Source organism: Pseudomonas sp. rhizo66 (assembly GCF_031931925.1).
In the GTDB taxonomy this organism is placed as follows: Bacteria; Pseudomonadota; Gammaproteobacteria; order Pseudomonadales; family Pseudomonadaceae; genus Aquipseudomonas.
Genome location: NZ_JAUJWZ010000004.1, coordinates 65,526 through 85,262, shown reverse-complemented (window position 1 = coordinate 85,262; position 19,737 = coordinate 65,526). Strand labels below are relative to the sequence as shown.

Annotated in this window: 11 protein-coding genes and 3 pseudogenes; 6 read left to right on the top strand and 8 right to left on the bottom strand. The window is 58.4% G+C overall.

The features are described from left to right. Window positions 1-30: 30 nt before the first annotated feature. The 4 genes and pseudogenes from QZR14_RS06280 to putP form a co-directional block, all read right to left on the bottom strand. A complete protein-coding gene (locus tag QZR14_RS06280) occupies window positions 31-366 on the bottom strand; it encodes a hypothetical protein (protein ID WP_311996136.1) in 336 nt (111 codons plus the stop codon). A 185-nt stretch (window positions 367-551) separates the two neighbouring features. Beyond that, a complete protein-coding gene (locus QZR14_RS06275; protein ID WP_194935853.1) occupies window positions 552-941 on the bottom strand; it encodes a hypothetical protein in 390 nt (129 codons plus the stop codon). A 1,034-nt stretch (window positions 942-1,975) separates the two neighbouring features. Then, window positions 1,976-3,988, bottom strand: a pseudogene (locus QZR14_RS06270) (type VI secretion system Vgr family protein); the annotation flags it as partial. A gap of 353 nt (window positions 3,989-4,341) precedes the next feature. Further along, complete coding sequence (gene putP / locus QZR14_RS06265) at window positions 4,342-5,826, bottom strand: sodium/proline symporter PutP (protein WP_123448331.1); 1,485 nt, start codon at window positions 5,824-5,826, stop codon at window positions 4,342-4,344. A 458-nt stretch (window positions 5,827-6,284) separates the two neighbouring features. On the opposite strand from putP, the gene putA reads away from it, so the two are divergent. From putA to QZR14_RS06250, 3 genes are all read left to right on the top strand, one after another. After that, window positions 6,285-10,238, top strand: a complete 3,954-nt coding sequence (gene putA, locus QZR14_RS06260; RefSeq protein WP_311996135.1) for a trifunctional transcriptional regulator/proline dehydrogenase/L-glutamate gamma-semialdehyde dehydrogenase — start codon at window positions 6,285-6,287, stop codon at window positions 10,236-10,238. Window positions 10,239-10,450: 212 nt separating this feature from the next. Next, the gene (locus QZR14_RS06255; RefSeq protein ID WP_311996134.1) at window positions 10,451-12,253 is read left to right on the top strand and encodes an acyl-CoA dehydrogenase; all 1,803 of its coding nucleotides are present in this window, start codon (window positions 10,451-10,453) and stop codon (window positions 12,251-12,253) included. Then, window positions 12,240-13,127, top strand: coding sequence for a hypothetical protein (locus QZR14_RS06250; RefSeq protein WP_311996133.1), 888 nt, complete (start codon window positions 12,240-12,242; stop codon window positions 13,125-13,127). The genes QZR14_RS06255 and QZR14_RS06250 overlap by 14 nt, the downstream gene beginning before the upstream one ends. 68 nt (window positions 13,128-13,195) lie before the next feature. Here QZR14_RS06250 and QZR14_RS28015 read toward each other — a convergent pair whose 3' ends face one another. The 4 genes and pseudogenes from QZR14_RS28015 to QZR14_RS06235 all read right to left on the bottom strand — a co-directional run bounded on the left by QZR14_RS28015 (window position 13,196) and on the right by QZR14_RS06235 (window position 15,762). Further along, window positions 13,196-13,903 carry a methyl-accepting chemotaxis protein gene (locus QZR14_RS28015; RefSeq protein ID WP_442967386.1) on the bottom strand — a complete coding sequence of 236 codons (708 nt, stop codon included), beginning with the start codon at window positions 13,901-13,903 and terminating at the stop codon, window positions 13,196-13,198. 207 nt (window positions 13,904-14,110) lie between these two features. Next, window positions 14,111-15,088: pseudogene (locus QZR14_RS28010) on the bottom strand (cache domain-containing protein); the annotation flags it as partial. 144 nt (window positions 15,089-15,232) lie between these two features. Beyond that, window positions 15,233-15,535: a cell division protein ZapA gene (locus tag QZR14_RS06240; RefSeq protein ID WP_016987569.1), complete on the bottom strand. Its 303-nt coding sequence runs from the start codon at window positions 15,533-15,535 to the stop codon at window positions 15,233-15,235. Then, window positions 15,532-15,762: a hypothetical protein gene (locus tag QZR14_RS06235; RefSeq protein ID WP_007909525.1), complete on the bottom strand. Its 231-nt coding sequence runs from the start codon at window positions 15,760-15,762 to the stop codon at window positions 15,532-15,534. The genes QZR14_RS06240 and QZR14_RS06235 overlap by 4 nt, the downstream gene beginning before the upstream one ends. 171 nt (window positions 15,763-15,933) lie before the next feature. Here QZR14_RS06235 and QZR14_RS28005 point away from each other — a divergent pair. From QZR14_RS28005 to QZR14_RS06225, 3 genes and pseudogenes are all read left to right on the top strand, one after another. Further along, window positions 15,934-16,764, top strand: a pseudogene (locus QZR14_RS28005) (MCP four helix bundle domain-containing protein); the annotation flags it as partial. 30 nt (window positions 16,765-16,794) lie between these two features. Next, window positions 16,795-17,667: a methyl-accepting chemotaxis protein gene (locus tag QZR14_RS28000; RefSeq protein WP_371042268.1), complete on the top strand. Its 873-nt coding sequence runs from the start codon at window positions 16,795-16,797 to the stop codon at window positions 17,665-17,667. Window positions 17,668-17,984: 317 nt separating this feature from the next. Then, entirely contained in the window at window positions 17,985-19,727 is a 1,743-nt protein-coding gene (locus tag QZR14_RS06225; protein ID WP_250602868.1) for a potassium/proton antiporter, read from the top strand. The last annotated feature ends 10 nt before the right edge of the window (window positions 19,728-19,737 follow it).

The following is a 19,737-nucleotide window of genomic DNA, read 5'->3' as shown; positions in this document are numbered from 1 at the left end:
AGGTTGCGTTCCCAAAGATGTCGAAAAATCTTATTTCAACCATCCCATATATTTACCAATAACAAAAAGCACAACCATAACCACACCCAGCACGAGCGCTGAAAGATGCATACCTTGAATATAGATCCTCAGGCCTGACGGGACAGCTTCATAATCTCGGGAATCCAATTCGCCATTACTGATAGATCTCTTGTAGCGAAAAATCATCCAACCTAGATTCATCGTTAAAAACATTCTGCTGGCAATCCCCTTCTTCAGAAAATGCTGACGGATTTGAATACCACATGAATGCCTAAAAAACTCAAAAAGCCTGTCAAGTTTTAAATATGAAAAATGCAACTGAAGAAAAAACAGCACAATACCCAAACCGATATCGAGTATTGCAATTACAAAAAAATATTCTCCGAGTTATACATCACTCACTCCATTGATATATTTTTTCGCCAACACCTTCACCGATAGCTTCGCCTAATACTGCACCTCCAAATACACCAACGCCTGTTGCGATTACGCCACAGACAAGCAGCCCCTGCGTAGGTGAGACTGTTACGTTAAATCCAACCCATATATTTACAACCAATCAAAAAAACGATCAGCGCCACTCCGCCGCCAAGTGCAGCCAGATAAAAAAATCGAATAGCTCTCAGTAAACCGAGAGGAAAATTCAAATAGTCATCTTCGTCCAAAGAACCGCCCTTAATTGCCCAAGACGGCAGTACCAAGCATGACCCCAAGCACGCAAATACAAAAAAAGCACCAAACACCCCCCCAGACAAAAAAGACTTACGCTTCAAAACGCCCAGGGAATTATCAAGGTGACTTAGAATCCTTTGTCTTTTAAAAAAATATAGATATGCCTGGCCTACAGCAGATATAAAAACAAGCCCAAAAAACAAACCACCAAAAATCAAAACAAACCAAAATTCGTCGTCATTGGTCATTCATACACCCCCTCATAAATGACTTCTCCAAATTTCTCCCCCGCTACTTCTCCGCCCACCCCACCGCCGAGCGTTCCGACACCGACTAAAACAAGAGAGCAACCGACTACGCCAGCTCCTGCAGTGACAAGCCCGATACCCACACAAACAAGAGATCCAAGAGCCCCGCCTGCCATACTTCCTCCCACGGCACCGGCAAACTTCCCGCCTTCCGAAAACCGAACCTTCCTGCACGCTGCTTCAGTTCCAATCCGGCAGGTCTCCTTCACTTTGAGCCCGGAGGCGGAAGCCCCTATTGCAATACCAACCAACCCACCTACTTTCATCACCTTACCGGCTCTGCTCACCCCATCAATGTGCGTCGCGTAACCTGGAATACCACCCGCAGTACCTGCCTTGGTCCAATGATGTACAAGGCTGCGACTTGAAATCCCCAATGCACTTTTCAGTTTCGGATGATTGGGTATGCCCACTCCTTTGCGTACTAAAGGGCCAAGATTGCTATCCAGCCGTCCCATCAGCTTTTTGCGTTCGGCAAAAAACTCCGCACCTTGAAGCTTCCCATGTTTGTCAAACGTCCGCTTATGCAGGCTTTCTATATCTACAAGGATGTCTTTGAGATTGCCCAAGTGTGTGGCGAACATCGCCGAGCCTATGCCCAGACCGGTGGAACCTTGCGATAGAAACGATCCAATTTCTTCATGGTGGCGCGATACAAACTCAGCTTCTGCATCGCTCAAAGGTTCGAGTGCCGCATCAACCTTCTGCGCCGCCTCCATCAGCAACGCCTCTTCCCGATTGCATTGCGTATTACGCGGATCGCTCAGCACGATCAGTTGGCCGGGTTTGGCGTATTGAGTGAGTTGCGGATTGAGGCTGCGAAATTTCTCCAGGACCGCCGGGTCCGGCTGCGGGAACAGTGTGGACTCCAGTGCAGACCGCGACATTCCCTGTTCAACAATATGAAAGCCCGGCTCAGCGCCCGAAGGCGCCGGCCGGGCTGTGGACTTTGGGGATTGGGACAACGTGTCGGGCGCCGGGCAGAAGCCATTCTTGCAGCGCTCGCACTCTTCGCAGAACGGCGCATCGCTTTTCAGGCTCATGATCTGTGCCGGCGTGAGGATGGCGGCGGGCGCTGCTGTCAGCTTCTCAGGCAACCCCGGCACAACCGGTGCGGCACTCATCGCCGCCATCGGCGCGCCGCCCACGACAATCGGCACGCTGCTGAAAATGCCGCCGGGACCGATGTTGATCCACTGCCCACCGGCCTGAATCGTCGCACTCGCCCCGCCATCAATGACCACTTGCTGACCGGCGCTTACGTGGAATTGCCCACTGGCGCTTATCGCCTGATTGTTCACGCGAATATGCCGGTCGCCGATCACGCTCAGATGGTCGTCCTGCCTCACTTCGGTCTGCCGCTGACCATGAGTGATGCGCTGCTCATCAGCCTTCAACTCATGGCGGGCGGTGCCGGTGACGACGATGCTGCGCTGGTTGTCGACCTGCACCTGTTGATCATTCAACACATGCTGCGTCCAGTTGCGCTGGGCGCGCAGGTAGATTTCTTCGGCGCCCTTGCGATCCTCAATGCGCAGTTCGTTGTAGCCGCCACCGCCGGGGCTGCTCTGGCTGCGGAAAATGCTGCGGGTCTTGTCCGCTGGCAAGTCCAGCGGGATCGGTGTCGCGGCGTTGGGCAGGCAGCCCACGACCAGCGGTTTATCGGCATCGGCATCGATGAAGCCGACCAGCACTTCCATGCCGACTCGCGGAATCAACACGCTGCCGTAACGGTCGTGCGCCCAGTTAGTGGCAACGCGCAGCCAGCAACTGGAATGCTCGTTCAATTCACCGTCGCGATCCCAGGCCAGTTGTACCTTGACCCGGCCGTACTCGTCACAGTGGATTTCCGTGTCTTTCGGCCCGGTCACAACGGCCGGTTGATAACCGAGCATGCGTGGTTTTTCCAGCCCCATTGCCGGACGGAAAAACACGTCCCACGGCGTGGCAACAAAGGTATTACGGTAACCCTGAAATCCCTCGCCATCGCTGGTCACCGATTCCTCCAGCACTTGCGGCTGACGGCCATGATGCTCGATGGCGGTCAGCAGCCACAGGTCATTCCAGTCGTGGCGCGGATGCTCGGTCAGTTGCAGGAAATGTCCGCAAACCAATGCGGATTCGTCGCTGATGCCTTCGGCCTGACGGTAATCGGCGACATGTCGCTCAAGTGCCCGCTGAGCCAGATGCTTGCCGGTTTCACGATCGTTGAATTGGCCGGGAAAGTGATAGTCCTCCAGCACCGGGCGTTGCTCGCCGTCGATACGGCTTTGCAGGTGCAGGCGTGGTTTTTCAAAGTTGTAATCACGCCGGGTGACCACGCTGGTGCGGGTTTCCACGCGAACATTGAAACGCTGGATTGCCGGCGCACCGGCGGACATGCCACTTCCCGGCAGATACACCGTTGGCTCGGCCAAACGCGGGAATACCGTCTGGTCATCGCCGAACACCAGCAGGTGAGCTTCAGGACTGTGCTGAAAGTGGTAATGAATCCCCACTTCGGCGCACAAGCGCTGGATAAACGCCAGATCACTCTCAGCATACTGCACACAATAGTCACGTGCCGGGTACTCGCTGCCGAGGCGAAATTCGAAGGCGTCACGCAGGATCGAATGATCCTTGAGCACTCGCGCGACAATTTGCGGCACCGTCAGATGCTGGAAGACCCGTTGATTGATCCGCTGCCCGAGATAGGTCAGACGCGGGACCAGGCTGATGTGATAGCGCGTCAGACGTTTCCCGGAGTCACCCTGCCCGACCTGATAAATCTGACCGTGGATACCGGAACCCTGAGCATCCAGACTCAGAAAAGCCTGACAGTGCAGCAGGCTTTCGAGGTCCAGATCCGGCCGTTCGCTGACCAGTTCCAGCTCGAAACGAAAGGGTTGGCTGATGGCTTCCTTGCCCGTGAACTCAAGGACTTTGAGGTCATGCTGGGCGCCTTCGAGGGTCAACGTGAAACGCGGTTGATTGGCAGGCGCGAACATCCGATGTCTCTCTGCAGAATGAAGGGCGGGCGATTCTGCATGAGGGGCAAGGGGTGAAGAATGGGGGACGGGAAAATCAGATTTGCCCTACTTTCATTGATGAAAAACCCTGCAAAAAGCAGCGCCTTCAACTACAGACAAATCCTAAAATCCCACCACGGATCCTTGTGGGAGCTGGCTTGCCAGCGATGAGGTCGGCACATTCAACCTATTCGCTGACTGACACACCGCTATCGCTGGCAAGCCAGCTCCCACAGGTTTCTTCAGGGTTGGCAAGAAATCACAGGCACAAAAAAACGGCCCGTCTCCTGTAGGAAACGGGCCGTTTTCGGGTGAGCATCAGCTCAGAACAATTACTTGTTCAGGTGGAAATCTTTTTCCGCCGCTTCGAAGCGCTGCACCATGCCTTTGGTCGGCTCGCCCATTTTGCTGACGATGTAGATGGCCAGGCTGGCGAAGATAAAGCCCGGGATGATTTCGTACAGACCCAGCAGTTCGAAATGCTTCCAGACCACCACGGTGATCGCGCCGACCAGGATACCGGCCAGTGCGCCGTTGCGGGTCATGTCTTTCCAGACCACCGAGATCAGCACAACCGGACCGAACGCAGCACCGAAACCGGCCCAGGCGTAGGACACCAGGCCCAGTACGCGGTTTTCCGGGTTGGCGGCCAGGGCGATCGCGATCAGTGCAACCAACAGCACCATGGCGCGACCGACCCAGACCAGTTCAACCTGAGAAGCGGATTTACGCAGGAAGGTTTTGTAGAAGTCTTCGGTCAGGGCACTCGAGCACACCAGCAACTGGCAGCTCAGGGTGCTCATCACTGCAGCCAGGATGGCCGACAGCAACACACCGGCAATCCATGGGTTGAAGAGGATCTTGGCCAGTTCGATGAACACACGCTCGTGGTTTTCGGTCACGGGACCGGCCACTTCCGGGTGCGCCGAGAAGTAAGCGATACCGAAGAAGCCCACCGCCACGGTGCCGCCCAGGCACAGGATCATCCAGGTCATGGAAATGCGACGCGCCTTGGCGATCGACTTCACCGAATCCGCCGCCATGAAACGCGCGAGGATGTGCGGCTGACCGAAGTAGCCCAGACCCCAGCCCATCAGCGAGATGATGCCGATGAAGGTAGTGCCTTTAAGCATGTCGAAGTTGCTTGGATCTTGAGCTTCGATGGCCAGGAACGTGGTGTCGACGCCGCCAGTGGCCAGCAGCACGATGATCGGCGTCAGGATCAGGGCGAAAATCATCAGCGTGGCTTGTACGGTGTCGGTCCAGCTCACCGCGAGGAAACCACCGATAAAGGTGTAGGCGATGGTCGCCGCAGCACCGGCCCACAGCGCCGTCTCGTAGGACATGCCGAAGGTGCTTTCGAACAGACGTGCACCGGCGACGATGCCGGAAGCGCAGTAGATGGTGAAGAACACCAGAATCACGATCGCCGAAATGATCCGCAGCAGACCGCTTTTGTCTTCAAAACGGCTGGCGAAGTAGTCCGGCAGGGTCAGGGCGTCGCCGTTGTGCTCGGTCTGCACGCGCAGACGGCCGGCAACGAACAGCCAGTTCAGGTAGGCACCGATGACCAGACCGATGGCGATCCAGCTTTCGGACAGACCGGACATATAGATGGCGCCCGGCAGGCCCATCAACAACCAGCCGCTCATGTCGGACGCACCGGCGGACAGCGCGGTGACGACGCTGCCGAGGCTGCGACCACCGAGAATATAGTCAGAAAGGTTGTTGGTGGAGCGATAGGCCATCAAGCCGATCAGCACCATTGCTGCGATGTAGATCACGAACGTGATCAGGGTTGGATTGCTTACGCTCATTGAGTTACGCCCTGGCTTTGTTTTTATGTAGCGGCGGTGATGAACCGCACGCAAACGACGACGTTTGGCAGACGATCCGGGATCCCGCGCATTTAGGACTGATGTTTCCCCAGGAAAGCCATCAGCCGGCACACCGGGTTATTCCCGGTTGCACCTAGGGCGCGAATGCTATGCAACAAATCAAATAAGGTGCAACCAGTTTCGTGAGAATAAGTTGCACCCAGTCGGATTTATCGACAAACACCCCGTTTTTGCTCCCTTTTGTGGCAGTCATGCCCCTTTGCTAGAAGCAAAAGCACCAAGCAGGAGCGGTACTTTCGTACCGGAAAATAATTCCTGACGAGCTGCGTATTATTCCGACAAAAAAAGGGTTGCACCCGGTTGCACCTCTTTCAGCGCACGGCTAATCTTGCCGCCAGCTGATGCCACGCAACTGTGGCAACCATGAGGATAAAAATATGGCTACCACCACCCTTGGGGTCAAACTTGATGACCCGACCCGCGAGCGCCTGAAGGCGGCCGCGACCTCGATTGATCGCACACCGCACTGGCTGATCAAGCAGGCAATTTTCAATTACCTGGAAAAACTCGAGGGTGGTGCAACCCTGACCGAGCTGAACGGTTTGACCGCCAAGGACGCCGATGAGGCGGGCGAAGTCCACACCGATCACGCCCACCAGTGCTTCCTCGAATTCGCCGAAAGCATCCTGCCGCAGTCCGTTCTGCGCGCTTCGATCACCGCCGCTTACCGTCGCCCTGAGCCGGAAGTCGTGCCGATGCTGATCGAGCAGGCTCGCCTGCCGGCACCGATGGCTGAAGCCACCAACAAACTCGCCGCTTCCATTGCGGAAAAACTGCGTAACCAGAAAAGTGCCGGTGGTCGTGCAGGCATTGTTCAGGGTCTGCTGCAGGAATTTTCCCTGTCGTCCCAGGAAGGCGTAGCCCTGATGTGCCTGGCCGAAGCGCTGCTGCGTATCCCGGACAAAGGCACTCGCGACGCACTGATCCGCGACAAGATCAGCACCGGCAACTGGCATCCGCATTTGGGCAACAGCCCGTCACTGTTCGTCAACGCCGCCACCTGGGGCCTGCTGCTGACCGGCAAACTGGTCTCGACGCACAACGAAGCCGGCCTGACTTCTTCGCTGAGCCGCATCATCGGCAAGAGCGGCGAGCCGATGATCCGCAAGGGCGTCGACATGGCCATGCGCCTGATGGGCGAGCAGTTCGTCACCGGCGAGACCATCGCCGAAGCGCTGGCCAACGCGAGCAAGTTCGAAGCCAAGGGCTTCCGTTACTCCTACGACATGCTCGGTGAAGCGGCCCTGACCGAGCACGACGCGCAGAAGTACCTGGCGTCGTACGAACAAGCCATTCACTCGATCGGCAAAGCCTCCCACGGCCGTGGGATTTATGAAGGTCCGGGCATTTCCATCAAGCTCTCGGCCCTGCACCCGCGTTACAGCCGTGCGCAGTACGAGCGCGTGATGGACGAGCTGTACCCGCGCCTGCTGTCGCTGACCCTGTTGGCCAAGCAATACGACATCGGCCTGAACATCGACGCCGAAGAGGCCGACCGTCTCGAACTGTCGCTGGATCTGCTGGAGCGCCTGTGTTTTGAGCCGCAACTGACCGGCTGGAACGGCATCGGTTTCGTCATCCAGGCTTACCAGAAGCGTTGCCCGTACGTGATCGACTATGTGATTGATCTGGCACGTCGCAGCCGTCATCGCCTGATGATCCGTCTGGTGAAAGGCGCGTACTGGGACAGCGAAATCAAGCGTGCCCAGGTCGAAGGTCTGGAAGGCTATCCGGTGTACACCCGCAAGGTGTACACCGACGTTTCCTACATCGCTTGCGCACGCAAACTGCTGTCGGTGCCGGAAGTCATCTACCCGCAATTCGCCACGCACAACGCCCACACCCTGTCGGCCATTTACCACATTGCTGGTCAGAACTATTACCCGGGCCAGTACGAATTCCAGTGCCTGCACGGTATGGGCGAACCGCTTTACGAGCAGGTTGTCGGCAAAGTTTCCGAAGGCAAGCTGAACCGTCCGTGCCGCGTGTACGCACCGGTCGGCACCCACGAAACCCTGCTGGCGTACCTCGTACGTCGCTTGCTGGAAAACGGCGCGAACACCTCGTTCGTCAACCGCATCGCCGACCAGTCGATTTCGATTCAGGAACTGGTGGCCGATCCGGTGGCGCAGATCGAACAGATGGCGACCGTGGAAGGTGGGTTCGGCCTGCCGCACCCGCGCATTCCACTGCCGCGTGATCTGTACGGTGCCGAGCGCGCCAACTCCAGCGGCATCGACATGGCCAACGAACATCGTCTGGCTTCGCTGTCCTGCGCCTTGCTTGCAACTGCGCACAACGACTGGAAAGCCGCGCCGATGCTCGGTTGCGCCTCCAGCAACGAAACGCCGGCAGCCGTTCTGAACCCTGCCGATCACCGTGATGTGGTCGGTCATGTTCAAGAAGCCACCGTCGAAGACGTCGACAACGCCATTCAGTGCGCCTTGAATGCAGCGCCAATCTGGCAGGCCACCCCGCCGGCCGAACGTGCCGCGATTCTGGAGCGTGCCGCTGACTTGATGGAAGGCGAAATCCAGCCGTTGATGGGCCTGCTGGCTCGCGAAGCGGGCAAGACCTTCGCCAACGCCATCGCCGAAGTCCGCGAAGCCGTGGACTTCCTGCGCTACTACGCGGTGCAGGCTCGCAACGATTTCAGCAACGACGCCCACCGCCCACTGGGCCCGGTGGTGTGCATCAGCCCGTGGAACTTCCCGCTGGCGATCTTCAGTGGCCAAGTCGCTGCCGCACTGGCTGCCGGTAACCCGGTACTGGCCAAACCGGCCGAACAAACCCCGCTGGTGGCTGCTCAGGCTGTGCGCCTGATGCTTGAGGCCGGCATCCCGGAAGGCGTGCTGCAACTGCTGCCGGGTCGCGGTGAAACTGTCGGCGCAGGTCTGGTTGGCGATGAACGCGTCAAAGGCGTGATGTTCACCGGTTCCACCGAAGTTGCGCGCCTGCTGCAACGCAACATTGCCGGTCGCCTCGACAACCAGGGCCGTCCGATTCCGCTGATCGCCGAAACCGGTGGCCAGAACGCAATGATCGTCGACTCTTCGGCACTGACCGAGCAAGTCGTGATCGACGTAGTGTCCTCGGCTTTCGACAGCGCCGGTCAGCGCTGCTCGGCGCTGCGGGTACTGTGCCTGCAGGAAGATTCCGCCGATCGCGTCATCGAAATGCTCAAAGGTGCCATGGCCGAAAGCCGTCTCGGCAACCCTGAGCGTCTGTCCGTGGACATCGGCCCGGTGATCGACGCCGAAGCCAAGGCTGGCATCGACAAGCACATCCAGGGCATGCGCGACAAAGGTCGCAACGTCTACCAGGTCGCTATCGCCGATACCGAAGAAGTCAAACGCGGCACCTTCGTCATGCCGACGCTGATCGAACTGGAAAGCTTCGACGAGCTGCAACGCGAGATCTTCGGTCCGGTGCTGCACGTGGTGCGCTACAAGCGCAAGGAAATCGATCAACTGATCGGCCAGATCAACGCTTCCGGTTATGGCCTGACGCTGGGCGTGCACACGCGCATCGACGAGACCATCGCCAAGGTGATCGACAACGTCAATGCCGGTAACGTCTACGTTAACCGCAACATCGTCGGTGCCGTGGTCGGCGTGCAGCCGTTCGGCGGCGAAGGCCTGTCGGGTACTGGCCCGAAAGCCGGTGGCCCGCTGTACCTGTACCGCTTGCTGTCGACCCGCCCTACTGACGCCATCGAACAATCCTTCGCTCGCGGTGATGCTGCCGTGGCCCCGGATGTTCGTCTGCGCGATGCCATGAGCAAACCGCTGACCGCGCTGAAAGCCTGGGCTGACAGCAACAAGTACGCCGACCTGAGCACCCTCTGCGTGCAGTACGCTGCGCAATCGCAAAGCGGCATCACCCGCGTACTGGCCGGCCCGACCGGTGAGAAAAACAGCTACGCGATCCTGCCGCGTGAGCACGTGCTGTGCCTGGCAGAAGTCGAAGGTGATCTGCTGACGCAATTGGCAGCGGTACTGGCGGTAGGCGGTTCGGCGGTATGGCCGGAGTCCGACATCAGCAAGGCACTGTTCGCACGCCTGCCGAAGGACATTCAGGCGCGGATCAAACTGGTTGCTGACTGGAACAAGGATGAGGTGGTGTTTGATGCGGTTCTGCATCATGGCCATTCCGACCAGCTGCGCGGCGTTTGCCAGCAGATTGCCAAGCGTGCCGGCGCGATCGTTGGCGTTCAGGGCTTGTCCCAGGGCGAGACCAACATTGCGCTGGAGCGTCTGGTGATTGAGCGGGCGTTGAGTGTTAACACGGCTGCGGCGGGTGGTAATGCGAGCTTGATGACTATCGGTTAAACCGCTGTAACTCCAGGCGACCGCAATGGTCGCCTGGAATCACTCCTACAGAAGATCAAAAGATCGCAGCCTTCGGCAGCTCCTACACCGTCCCATGTAGGAGCTGCCGAAGGCTGCGATCTTTTGCTTCTGTATCACGCCCATCAATCATCCTGTTCAGCCTTTATCCGCACGCCTAGACTCGGCCCAACCCCAATTTCAGGTAGGCCGCCATGTCCGAGACGCTGCTCAGTTCCCGCAATCTGGCTTTCGAGCTGTATGAAGTCCTTGATGCCGAGGGCCTGACCCGGCGTGAGCGCTTTGCCGAGCACAACCGCGAGACCTTCGACGCCGCCATTGGCACCGCGCGCAGCATCGCCGAGAAGTACTTCGCGCCGCACAACCGCAAGGGCGACGAGAACGAGCCGCGCTACGAGGACGGTAAGGCGATTCTGATTCCTGAAGTGAAACCGGCGGTGGATGCCTTCCTTGAGGCCGGGTTCCTCAACGCCGCGAGAAGTTTCGACGCCGGCGGTATGCAATTGCCTACACTGCTGTCCCAAGCCTGTTTTGCGCATTTCCAGTCGGCCAATGCTGCGTCGACCTCGTATCCGTTCCTGACCATGGGCGCGGCGAACCTGATCGAGAGTTTCGGCACTGACGAGCAGAAACAGCGTTTCCTGCAACCCATGATCGACGGCCGTTTCTTCGGCACCATGGCGCTGACCGAACCCCACGCCGGTTCATCGCTGTCGGATATTCGTACCCGCGCCGAGCCGGCGTCCGACGGCACATATCGCCTGAAGGGCAACAAGATCTTCATTTCCGGCGGCGATCACCCGCTCTCGGAAAACATCGTGCACATGGTGCTGGCCAAGCTGCCGGACGCGCCGCCGGGGGTCAAAGGCATCTCGCTGTTTATCGTGCCGAAGTTTCTGGTCAACGATGACGGCAGTCTCGGTCAGCGTAATGACGTGCTGCTGGCCGGACTTTTCCACAAGATGGGCTGGCGCGGCACCACTTCGACGGCGCTGAACTTCGGCGATAACGGCGAGTGCGTCGGTTATCTGGTGGGCAAGCCGCATCACGGCCTGAGCTACATGTTCCAGATGATGAACGAGGCGCGGATCGGCGTCGGCATGGGCGCAGTGATGCTCGGTTATGCCGGTTACCTGTACTCGTTGGAGTACGCCCGCGAGCGGCCGCAAGGCCGGGTACCGGATAGCAAAGACCCGACCACCGCGCCGGTTGCGATCATTCAACACGCCGACGTCAGACGTATGCTGTTGACGCAGAAATCCTACGTCGAAGGTGCATTTGACCTCGGCTTGTATGCCGCTCGCCTGTTCGATGACACCACTACGCTTGAAAGCGAAGCCGAGCGTAAACAGGCGCATGAGCTGTTGGACTTGCTGACGCCGATCGTCAAATCCTGGCCATCGGAGTTCTGCCTCAAGGCCAACGAACTGGCGATCCAGATTCTCGGCGGCCACGGTTACACCCGCGAATACCCGGTCGAGCAGTATTACCGCGACAACCGTTTGAACCCGATTCACGAAGGCACTCACGGCATTCAATCGCTGGACTTGCTCGGGCGCAAACTGGCACAGAACGGTGGCGCGGGGCTCAAGCAACTGATTCGTCTGATCGCCACCACTGCCGAACGCGCAATGGCATACGAATCGCTGACCGCGTTGCGTGAGCCTTTAGAGCAACTGGTGGCGCGCCTGCAAACGGTGACCATCGGTTTGTTGACTGATCTGGGGCAAGGCAAGGTCAATAGCAGCCTGGCGAACTCGGCGTTGTACCTGAAGGTATTCGGCCACACAGTGATTGGCTGGCGCTGGCTGGAGCAGGCGATTCGTGCCGAGGAAGGGTTGCTGAAAGGTAATGCGGCGGATGTCGACTTCTACAAGGGCAAGTTGCAGGCGGCGCGGTACTTTCTGACGTGGGAGGTGCCGGGTTGCCACCATGAACTGGCATTGCTGGAGGCGCGGGATGATACGTGCCTGGCGATGCAGGATGCGTGGTTCTGATTTACGCGCCTTCACCCACACAAAACACATTCTTGGACTTTCCACACCTGTCATGTTTGACAGGTGTGGAAATGAGTTCTGCACGATAGGCTGGTTTGGCCAGACATTTATTAGCAGTTTGCCCGGCAAGTTCGGACTTAACGTCCTCTTCTTACCCTACAAAAGAGCGAACGCCATGGACAGCCAGACTGCCGACCAAACCATCAAACTTGCCGGACTGGTAACGCGAGACTATTGCGTCCTTGCCTCCATTTCGCAATTTGGATCACGAAACGGCACGGTCTGGACTAACCAAGACTCCTCGGTTTCCACCGTGACCAGCAAAAATCACCATCGTCTTTCTGATGAGCGATCGCAGATCAGCATCACCACATCGCCGGATAATTCATTGCCGGCTGTCGAAACAACGGCAGCAGCAATGTTCGAGATCATCATGGCGGAGGACCGTTATGAGACGGTCAATCGCGTAGCTTACAAAGATTACACGTTCATAGGTGTCACTCAGGTGCGAGCAGTAGTGTATGGCGGCGCAGACGCGAAATTGCTGATTGATCCTAACGTCGTTCTGAGCGCAGAAGAGTTTGTTTTTTCGGCAAGAGTCAATGACGTAGTAAAAGATCCCACTGCAGAGCGCGTTACGGAAAAGCGTTACATCAAGAAGGGTGCAGATCTCTACCAGGCCGTGGTTATCACTCCGCGCTCGAGCTATATCAGCAATAAGGATTTCAACAGAGACGATATGTTCAGAACCCTGGCAGTTGGCGACACTTACCATGAAGACCAGCAGGTGTGGACTGTGCGAGAGAAGCGAGTGTTTTATCTGGAGACAATTGGTGGCATCGATTTCTATGGGCGAGAAATCCTGCTGTTCTGAATGGCGAAACTAAAGTGAAACCGACGCGCCTTCGAGGCGCGTCGGGTCTGTACCAGAGTCAGAGTCACTCATTTCAATCGGAAGCCCCCCATCTGCCGCGCCAGATCATCCGCCAACCGCTGCAACATCTGACAATCCTCGCGACACGCCCGAACCTCCCCTGCTGTGGCCCGCGCCAGGTCGGAAATGCCCTGCACATTGCGATTGATCTCCTCCGTCACCGCTGACTGTTCCTCGGTCGCCGTCGCCACCTGATGGTTCATATCGCTAATGCGCTCGACCTGCCCGGTAATTGCAGTCAACGACGCTCCGGTGCGCTGACTCGACTCAACCCCGGTGCCCGTCGCGGCCTGACCGGTGCGCATCGACGACACGGCGTTTTCAGCACCTTGTTTGAGGCTGCCGATCATTTGCTGAATTTCGTCGGTAGATGCCTGGGTGCGGCGCGCCAAGGTACGCACTTCATCGGCGACAACCGCAAAGCCGCGCCCCATATCGCCGGCGCGCGCCGCTTCGATGGCGGCATTGAGCGCCAGCAGGTTGGTCTGCTCGGACACACCGCGAATCACCGCCAATACCGAGTCAATCGAAGCTACCTGATGCGCCAGCTCACCCACCGCACCCGCCGCTACGCCAATCTCGTCCGACATGCTTTCAATATGCCTGATCGAGCCACCGACCACTTCCCGCGCCTGCATCGCTTCTTCGCGCGCGGTTTGCGAGGCGAGCGCCGCGTTACCGGCGTTCTGCGCAATCTCCTGCACGGTCAGACCCATCTCGTGAACGGCGGTCGCGACCATGTCGGTCATTTCCTGCTGACGGCCAGAACGCTCGGCGGTGTTTTCCACTACCTTCGCCACCTGCCCCACGGCCGTGCGCAGACGTTCGCTGGTGGTCAGCACTTCGCCGATCATGCCGCGCTGACTGTCGAGGAAGCGGTTGAAGCCTCGGGCAAGGTCGCCCAGCTCATCAGCGCGGCTGGAATCTAACCGGTGGGTCAAATCTCCACCACCGCTACCGATTGCTACCAGTGCGGCTGTTACTTGGCGAATCGGCCGGACCAAACCTTGCGCCAGCCACACCACCAAGGCCAGGCACACCAGCGCCACCGCAAGGCCGATGCCGCCACTCAACCACATGGCTTTGCGCGCCTCGGCATAGATCTGCGACTGTGGCACTTCAGCCACCAGGGTCCAGCCCAGATCACGCAAAGGCAGGCTGAAGGCGAGAAAGTCTTCGTCGTCTCTTTGAAAGCTGCTGCTGACAGCGTTTTTTTGACCCATGACGGACTGCGCCGCAGTGGCGCCGATCTGCTCGGTCAAGGTGCGTTTGCCGCTGAACTGCGCTTCGGGATGCACCTGGATCAAACCGTCGGAACGCACGAGATAGACCTTGCCGCGCTCGCCAAAGCTGAAGTTGTGAATCAGCTCCGACAGCTCTTTCATGCTCAAACCGAGCCCAGCCACACCGACCACTTTACCGGCCTGCTCGACCTTCAAATCGATGAACAGCGCCAGTTCTCCGGTGGCGCCGTCGTTGTCGATATTCAGAGTGCGCGGCTGATTGCTGTCGAGGAAGGAATAGAACCACGCGTCAGCCGGTTTTGAACGGCTGAGGGTGCGATCCAGGCCTTTTTCGGTGATGTAGTGATTGGATTCGGTGCCGATGATCAAAGCAGTGAAGGCTTTATGTTCGGCGCGGATGCCTTCCAGATACTGCGCGAAGCCAGCCGTTTTGCTGCTGTCTTCGCCTGAGGCGAGCCAGTCACGGACCATCGTATTACTGGCAATATCCTTGGCTGCCGTCAGCGGTTGCACGAGGATCCGTTCGATGTCGTTGCGCGTCGCTTCGATGCTCGACGGCAGGGCTTGTTCGACCAGATAGCTCTGGGCGAGGCGGTTGACCACCAGGGTATAAATGCCAACCACGATCAGGATGCTGACCAGCAGGGCGGTGCCCATGCTGAGAATCAGCTGCCATTGGATACTGCGTCGCCACAACTGCATGGAGCACCCCCAAAGAATAAGTGGCCGAAACAATGCAACAGCCGTGCCGATTGTATACAACACAGTCGACAATCTATTCTTTGGTTGTGCGCAGCTCCATCAACCCTGGTTGATGGTCTTGGCGATGGTGTCGACCGTGGCGCTGACTTGCTCTTGGTAACGGTCGAGTTCTTCCTGGTGCTGCTTCTTCATTTCGATCTGCTGCGAGCACAGATTCATCGCCGCCAGTACCAGCAAGCGGTCACCGATCAATGTCGGGTATTTGCGCTTGGTATCGTCCAGCGCTGCCTTGAGCATCATGGCCGCGTCCAGCAGGGTCTGTTCTTCCCCGGCCGGTGCCTTGATCGAATAGTCCTCCCCGAGAATGGAGACGACTTTTACCCCTGCTGTGTGGTGGTTCATGCGCTGACAGGACCTGCGTTGACGCGATCAACCAGGGCTTGAATGCGTGCAGCGGTGGCGCCGTGCTTTTCTTCCTGCTCCATCAGGTTCAGTTGCAGGCTTTCGTTTTCATCCTTGGCCTGGGCCAGTTCCGTGGACAGGGTCTGGTTGGTTTGCGCGAGGGTCTGGTTCTGTTGCACCAGGTCGCTGACGAGCTGTTCCAATTGGCTGAGGGATGCTTCCAACATTTTGATCTTCCAAGCGTTTTTCAAAGGGCGCGTACGATAAAGAAAAGTCATCACGGATGCCAGGGTTAAACCGGCGCAAAGCCTTGATTTTCCTGGTGGCCGACCGTTCTCGCGAGTTTTAAAGACTGTGATCTGCCGATCTGGTTCCTGCACTTCGTCGCCCAGGCCCTTATGCGACAAATCCGCACACTGCCTCAAGACTTTAGTCGTATGACCGATAAGTCATCCACACAGCAGTCTCAGCCCGCATGGATGCGGCCCTCTCTTGGTATCCGCCCCATGTCCCTTCGCAATATGAATATCGCCCCACGGGCGTTTACAGGCTTCGCCCTGATCGGCGGTCTGATGCTGATTCTCGGCGTGTTTGCGCTGAATCAGATGAGCAAAATCCGCGCAGCGGGCGAAGACATCGCTACTGAAAGCGTGCCGTCGATCAAGGCCCTCGATGAATTCACGCAATTGACGCTGCGCCTGCGGGTGCTGTCGTACCGGTTGCTGATCAACCGCGAACCGGACGTGCAGCAAAAGACCATCGAGCTTTTCGAGTTGCGCAATCGGCAGATCGCCGATGCCCAGCGTGCCTACGAACCGTTGATCGACGGCCCGCAGGAGCGTGCAGCCTACGACCAGTACGTGCAGCTCCTGGGTCAGTACCGTCAACTCGAAGACCGGATGAAAACCCTGTCGCGCAACAATCAGATTGATGAACTGCGGCAGATGCTCAACTCGGACTTGCTGAGCAATTCGGAAGCGGTGAACACCGCCCTGGCGCGCTTGCTGGAGATCAACACTCAGCAAATCGCCGAGACCGATCAAGGCGCCAAAGATCAGTATTCGATGTCGTTCGATCTGGTGGTCACCTTGCTGGTGATTGCCACTGGGTTGACGTTGCTCTTCGCCTGGCTGCTGACGGTGAGCATCACCAAACCGATTTCCAAAGCACTGGACGCTGCGGAAACCATCGCCGAAGGCAACCTGACCCAGCCGATCCACGTTGACGGTGAAGACGAGGCCGGGCGCCTGCTGGCAGCCATGGCCAAGATGCAATCGAAGCTGCGCGACACCCTGCAGCGGATTTCCGGTTCGGCCACTCAGTTGGCTTCGGCGGCTGAAGAACTGAACAGCGTCACCGACGAAAGTGCGCGTGGCCTGACTCAGCAGAACAACGAAATCGAACAAGCGGCCACAGCGGTCAACGAAATGACCAGCGCCGTGGAAGAAGTCGCGCGCAACGCCGTGAGCACTTCGGAAGCCTCGAAGAACGCCACGACTTCGGCCGGTGACGGTCGTGATCTGGTCCAGGAAACGGTCAGCGCCATCGAACGCATGAGCGCCGACGTGCAGAGCACTGCCAGCCTTATTGGTGATCTGGCCAACGAATCCCGTGACATCGGCAAGGTACTCGACGTGATTCGAGGTCTGGCTGATCAGACTAACCTGCTGGCACTGAACGCGGCGATTGAAGCGGCGCGAGCCGGTGAAGCCGGGCGTGGTTTTGCCGTGGTGGCCGATGAAGTGCGTGCCCTGGCGCACCGCACGCAGCAGTCGACCAGCGAGATCGAGCGGATGATCGGCAGCATCCAGAGCGGCACCGAACACGCCGTGGATTCGATGCGCAACAGCACCGAGCGTGCCGAGTCGACGCTGAACATTGCGCGCGGTGCCGGCATGTCGCTGGACACCATCAACACCGCCATCGTCGAAATCAACGAGCGCAACCTGGTGATCGCCAGCGCCGCCGAAGAGCAGGCGCAGGTGGCGCGGGAAGTGGATCGCAATCTGGTGAATATTCGTGATTTGTCGGTGCAATCGGCGACTGGGGCGAATCAGACCAGTGCAGCGAGCAATGAGCTGTCACGCCTGGCGCTGGATCTGAATAACATGGTTGGGCGGTTCAGCCTCTAAGATCAAAGGCTACCCCCTCACCCCAACCCTCTCCCCCAAGGGGGCGAGGGGGAAGGGAGCAGATCTTCATGCATTTCTAAGTCTGAGTTCGACTCCGGACTTTCAGGTCGGCGTACCTCGCACAAACACCGCGATCAGTCCCCTCTCCCTCCGGGAGAGGGCTAGGGTGAGGGCAGCAATCGCCAGCCGAACCCAAACCTCGAATCCCTCAGCGTAAAAACCTTTTTGACAGCATCACATTTCAACAGGTTAGAATCGCTGGCACGCAGACTGCATGGTCAGTTTGTGCCCGTCTTTACGCTTCTGGAGTACTGCCTTTGAATGCGACGACCATCAACAGCCTGTTCTTGATCGGCGCGTTGCTGGTAGGTGCAAGCATTCTCGTCAGCTCACTCTCCTCCCGTCTCGGCATTCCGATTCTGGTCATTATTCTTGCGGTCGGCATGGCCGCCGGGGTCGATGGCGGCGGGATCATTTTCGATAACTACCCGACGGCCTATCTGGTCGGCAACCTCGCACTGGCGGTGATTCTCCTTGACGGCGGCTTGCGCACGCGGGTGTCGAGTTTCCGTGTCGCATTATGGCCGGCACTGTCGCTGGCCACGGTCGGGGTGTTGATCACCACCGGGCTGACCGGCATGGCCGCCGCCTGGCTGTTCGACCTCAATCTGATTCAAGGCCTGTTGATCGGTGCCATCGTTGGCTCAACCGACGCCGCAGCGGTGTTCTCGTTGCTTGGCGGCAAAGGCCTCAACGAACGGGTGACCGCCAGCCTGGAAATCGAATCCGGCAGCAACGACCCGATGGCCGTGTTTCTCACCGTCACCCTGATCGATATGCTCGCCAGCGGCCAGACCGGTCTGCACTGGAGCCTGCTGACCCATCTGATCCGCGAGTTCGGCATCGGTGGCGTGATCGGCCTCGGCGGCGGCTGGCTGATGCTGCAACTGGTCAACCGCATCAATCTGGCGGCGGGCCTGTATCCGATTCTGGTAATCGCCGGCGGCCTGGTGGTGTTCGCGCTGACCAACGCCTTGCATGGCAGCGGCTTCCTCGCGGTCTATCTGTGCGGTCTGGTGATCGGCAACCGTCCGGTGCGCAGCCGCCACGGCATTCTGCACATGCTCGACGGCATGGCGTGGCTGGCGCAGATCGGCATGTTCCTTGTGCTGGGGTTGCTGGTGACGCCGCATGATCTGCTGCCAATCGCCCTGCCCGCCCTCGGTCTGGCACTGTGGATGATTCTGTTTGCGCGGCCGTTGTCGGTGATCGTCGGCCTGCTGCCGTTCAAAGCATTCCATGGCCGTGAGAAAGCGTTTATTTCCTGGGTCGGCCTGCGCGGCGCGGTGCCGATCATTCTCGCGGTGTTCCCGCTGATGGCCGGGCTGCCGAATGCGCAGCTGTACTTCAATCTCGCGTTTTTCATCGTGCTGGTGTCACTGCTGGTGCAGGGTACGAGCCTGCCGTGGGTGGCCAAGCTGTTGAAGGTGACGGTTCCGCCGGAGCCCGCGCCGATCTCGCGCTCCGCGCTCGAGGTGCACATTACCAGCGAGTGGGAGTTGTTCGTTTACAAGCTCGGCGCCGAAAAATGGTGCATCGGTTCGCCCCTGCGCGAGCTGAAAATGCCCGAAGGCACGCGCATCGCGGCCCTGTTTCGTGGCCAGCAATTGCTCCATCCGTCGGGTAGTACGGTGCTGGAAGTCGATGATTTGCTATGTGTTATCGGCCATGAACACAACCTCGGCGCCCTCGGAAAACTGTTCAGCCAGGCGCCGCAACGTGGCCTCGATCTGCGTTTCTTCGGCGACTTTGTGCTCGAAGGAGACGCCCAGCTTAAAGCGGTTGCCGCACTCTATGGCCTGCCGGCCGAGGGTATCGATCCGGACATGACCCTGGGCGCGTTCATTGCCCACAAGGTCGGCGGTGCGCCGATCGTCGGCGACCAGGTGGAGTGGAACAACACCCACTGGACGGTTGCGGTCATGGACGGGAACAAGATCGGCAAAGTGGGCGTCAGATTCCCCGAAGGAAGTCGCCCGGGCCCCGGGCTCTTCCTCTAAACTGCGTCCA

Coding starts and splice junctions, on each gene's coding strand:
- QZR14_RS06235 (WP_007909525.1), bottom strand. CDS start 15,762: ATGTTGGAAGCATCCCTCAGCCAATTGGAACAGCTCGTCAGCGACCTG.
- putA (WP_311996135.1), top strand. CDS start 6,285: ATGGCTACCACCACCCTTGGGGTCAAACTTGATGACCCGACCCGCGAG.
- QZR14_RS06275 (WP_194935853.1), bottom strand. CDS start 941: ATGACCAATGACGACGAATTTTGGTTTGTTTTGATTTTTGGTGGTTTG.
- QZR14_RS06255 (WP_311996134.1), top strand. CDS start 10,451: ATGTCCGAGACGCTGCTCAGTTCCCGCAATCTGGCTTTCGAGCTGTAT.
- QZR14_RS28015 (WP_442967386.1), bottom strand. CDS start 13,903: ATGGGTCTGACCGTGCAGGAGATTGCGCAGAACGCCGGTAACGCGGCG.
- QZR14_RS06250 (WP_311996133.1), top strand. CDS start 12,240: ATGCGTGGTTCTGATTTACGCGCCTTCACCCACACAAAACACATTCTT.
- QZR14_RS06240 (WP_016987569.1), bottom strand. CDS start 15,535: ATGAACCACCACACAGCAGGGGTAAAAGTCGTCTCCATTCTCGGGGAG.
- putP (WP_123448331.1), bottom strand. CDS start 5,826: ATGAGCGTAAGCAATCCAACCCTGATCACGTTCGTGATCTACATCGCA.
- QZR14_RS28000 (WP_371042268.1), top strand. CDS start 16,795: ATGGCCAAGATGCAATCGAAGCTGCGCGACACCCTGCAGCGGATTTCC.